This window comes from Aurantibacter sp., from assembly GCF_042094015.1.
GTDB lineage: Bacteria > Bacteroidota > Bacteroidia > Flavobacteriales > Flavobacteriaceae > Aurantibacter.
Genome location: NZ_JBELDZ010000081.1, coordinates 6846 through 10624, shown reverse-complemented (window position 1 = coordinate 10624; position 3779 = coordinate 6846). Strand labels below are relative to the sequence as shown.

At 28.1% G+C, this 3779-nt stretch carries 5 protein-coding genes; 3 read left to right on the top strand and 2 right to left on the bottom strand.

From position 1 onward, the window contains the following. A partial coding sequence (locus ACFDSN_RS10435; RefSeq protein ID WP_375239792.1) for an excinuclease ABC subunit A occupies window positions 1–1846 on the bottom strand: 1846 nt, incomplete at its 3' end. Window positions 1847–2079: 233 nt separating this feature from the next. Between ACFDSN_RS10435 and ACFDSN_RS10430 the strand changes: the two genes are divergently transcribed. The 3 genes from ACFDSN_RS10430 (at window position 2080) to ACFDSN_RS10420 (ending at window position 3416) form a co-directional block, all read left to right on the top strand. Continuing rightward, window positions 2080–2664 (top strand): RNA polymerase sigma factor, encoded by a 585-nt coding sequence (locus tag ACFDSN_RS10430; RefSeq protein WP_375239791.1) that lies wholly within the window; start codon window positions 2080–2082, stop codon window positions 2662–2664. A 51-nt stretch (window positions 2665–2715) separates the two neighbouring features. Further along, window positions 2716–2856, top strand: coding sequence for a hypothetical protein (locus tag ACFDSN_RS10425; protein ID WP_375239790.1), 141 nt, complete (start codon window positions 2716–2718; stop codon window positions 2854–2856). Window positions 2857–3026: 170 nt separating this feature from the next. Continuing rightward, complete coding sequence (locus ACFDSN_RS10420) at window positions 3027–3416, top strand: hypothetical protein (RefSeq protein ID WP_375239789.1); 390 nt, start codon at window positions 3027–3029, stop codon at window positions 3414–3416. Window positions 3417–3438: 22 nt separating this feature from the next. Here the strand turns inward: ACFDSN_RS10420 and ACFDSN_RS10415 are convergent. Continuing rightward, window positions 3439–3779: hypothetical protein (locus ACFDSN_RS10415; RefSeq protein WP_375239788.1), on the bottom strand; the 341-nt coding region annotated here is incomplete at its 5' end.

Genomic DNA, 3779 nt, shown 5'->3' with positions numbered 1-3779 from the left:
ACGGAAACGAAACATCAATGTTTTTTAAGTTGTTTTCTCTTGCTCCAATTACATCTATACTGTATTTAGAAGTTCTTCTTTGTTTAGGTACTTCGATATTTAAGGCGCCATTTAAGTATTTAGCAGTTAACGAATCAGATTTTAAAATAGAATCAAAATTCCCAGTAGCAACAACGTGTCCGCCTAAAGTTCCTGCTTCTGGTCCAATGTCAATAATTTCATCGGCTTGTTTCATAATATCTTCATCGTGTTCTACCACAATTACCGTATTACCAAGATCTCTTAACGCTTTTAAAACGTCTATTAATTGTTCGGAATCTTTTGGATGTAAACCAATACTTGGTTCGTCTAAAATGTACATTGAGCCTACTAAACTACTTCCAAGAGATGTTGCTAAATTTATACGTTGACTTTCGCCACCAGATAGTGAATTAGATTTTCTATTTAAGGTTAAATAGGTTAAACCTACATTGGCTAAAAACTGAAGTCTATTTTTAATTTCTACCAATAGACGTTCTGCAATAGTAGTATCGTTTTCGTTTAATTTTAAGTTGTTAAAAAACGGAATTAACTCATCTATTGGCATTTCAACCAAATCTGTAAGTGTTGCATTATCTATTTTCACATAATTAGATTCAACTCTTAAACGCTTACCATTACAAACTTTACACTTGGTTTTTCCTCTATAACGCGAAAGCATTACTCGGTTTTGAATTTTATAAGCTTTAGATTCTAGTTCTGTAAAAAAACTATTTAAACCTTCAAAGTATTTATTTCCAGTCCAGATTAATTCCTTTTGTTTACTTGTAAGTTCAAAGTAAGGTTTGTGTATAGGAAAATCAAATTCGTGCGAATTATTTACCAATTGATCTCTGTAATAACTCATACTTTCGCCTCGCCAAGGAAAAATACCGTTTTCAAAAACAGACAGAGCTGTATTTGGGAAGACTAAGTCTTCGTCTATACCAATAACATCGCCATAACCTTCGCATATTGGACAAGCACCATAAGGATTATTAAAACTGAATAAATGTACATTTGGTTCTAAAAACGTAATACCATCTAATTCAAATTTATTACTAAAATGATTTAAATTATCTTCTTTTAAAGACTTAATGTAACAATTTCCTTTTCCTTCGTAAAAAGCAGTTTGTATAGCATCTGCTAATCTATTATAGAAATCTTCATCATCTTTAGTAATAATTCGATCTATAACAATATATAAATCTTTTGTAGATGTAATATGATCTGCTTTATCAATTCTAACAACTTCATTTTTATATAAAACACGTGCATAACCTTGTTGATTTAGTGCATTTAGTTTGTCTGCTAATTCTCTTCCTTTTTCAAGATGTAGTGGTGCTAATAATAATAGTTTTTCACCTAAAGCTATTTTTTTAATTGCATTTAAAACATCTGTAACTGTATCCTTTTTTACTTCTTGATTAGAAGTAGGCGAGTAGGTTCTACCAATTCTAGCAAATAATAATTTTAAGTAATCGTATATTTCTGTAGTTGTACCAACGGTAGAACGTGGGTTGGTTGAGTTTACTTTTTGCTCTATTGCAATTGCTGGCGCAATACCTTTTATATAATCTACTTTAGGTTTGTTAAGTCGACCTAAAAATTGACGTGCATAACTACTTAAACTTTCTACATATCTGCGTTGTCCTTCAGCGTAAAGCGTATCAAAAGCTAAACTAGACTTTCCAGAACCAGATAATCCTGTTATAACAACCAATTTATTTCTTGGTATTACAACATCTATATTCTTAAGGTTGTGCAATTTAGCACCTTTTATAATGATGTTTTTCTTAGGATTAACTTCGGAAAGTTTAGTGGTCATATAATTTCTGTATCTCAATAAACAAAGATACAAGAAGTATTTCAGCATTAAAAACTGCTTATTGCCTAATTAAATGTTAAAATATTCGATAATTTGTATTAATAATTTGTTTTTGATGAATTAATTCTATTATATTTGAATTCACTCAAAACATATTTGCATATAAAACAGGATTACTTTTTTAAATTAATAACCCCAATCTAATTTATTAGATATTAATAAAAGTAATACCTATGCAAAAACCTCAAACTTCCGACGCCACTTTAGTTTCTAATTACATTGCAGGACAAGAATCTGCTCTAGAAGTTCTTATTAAGAGGCACAAACAACGTATTTACAGTTTTATTTATTCTAAAGTTTACGATAGAGATGTTGCTGAAGATATTTTCCAAGATGCATTTATAAAAGTTATTAAAACCTTAAAAAAAGGGAAGTATAATGAAGAAGGTAAGTTTTTACCTTGGGTTATGCGTATTTCTCATAATTTGGTTATAGATTATTTTAGAAAAAATAATCGTATGCCTAAGTTTGACAATAGTACCGATTTTGATATTTTTTCTGTTTTAAGCGATAAATCTTTAAATGCAGAAAATAGTATTATTAAAAATCAAGTAGAATCTGATGTTAGACGTTTAATTGATGAGTTGCCAGAAGACCAACGCGAAGTCCTTTTTATGCGTATGTATCAAGATATGAGTTTTAAAGAAATTTCTGAGAGAACAGGTGTTAGTATTAATACCGCTTTAGGAAGAATGCGTTATGCATTAATTAATATGAGGAAGATTATTGAGAAACATAATATAATTTTAACAAATTAATATAATAAAGTAAAAACTTTGTCGTTATATGCTTAAACCAAAACATAAAAAATGGCAAAACTTTACTCTGAAACCCCAAAAATTGAAGAATTGAACCCTAAAGATGAGACAATTAGTTTTATTTTGAATTATTCTAAGGCTTTACGTGTTATAAATTATAAAAACCTGGAGTTTGAAGCTCTCCAAAACTAAACTTTGAAAAAACGTCTTGATATTCTCAAGACGTTTTTATTTACTATTAACATTTGCAACGTAATTATAATATAGCTTTTTAAGATGGAAAAACTTTCTTGATGCGCTATATCGTTTATTTGTACTATTTTTGAAGCTCTGAAAGTATTTATTAATTAATTTTTAAGTTTATGCCATACCAAGATATGTTTGTTCTTTTCTGGAAAGAATTAGAGAAAAGTGTGCAAGAAGGTAATTTTGCGAAGTTAACAATGTCTAAAACGATTGGCAAGCTTGAATTGAAAAACATTTTTGTTAGACCAATTTATAATGATGATGGGTTTAAAGTCTTACTAAAGCACAGATATAGACTTAGAGAAACAGAAGATGAAGAAGTAGAACTAACACTAGAAGAAGCTTTTAATGTAGTTAAATCTCATTTAAAAAATCCTTTTTCTGTTGTTATTATATTTACAACTGCTAAGGATATTAATTTTAAGATTAATAAAAAAGGCATTGCTACTATTACAGAAACTCCACCAACATTTAGAAGTGTTATACAAGCTAAAAGTGATGTTTAAGTTATTTTTTAGAATGTTATATTTATTGATTTTTTAATAAATTCATTGAAAATTTATTATCTTTATAGAAATCAAAAGCCTCTATTAAATGAGATAATTCATTAGAATTATTAGTATTGTTTAAGATGTATTTTTTATAAATTATTCTAACACTATCTTCACCATTAACTAATGTATCAATATAGATTCGTTTAGTTATAATTCCTTCTAACTGATCACTTTCTATATTGGAATATTTAAAATTAATTTCATCGGTGTTTTTGAATTCTTTTATTGTACTGTATTGACTATCTTTTGTATGTTCCAAAAAACCAATTTTAGTAATCGTTTCATAACCTTTATAATTTTTAAATTTTAAATCTG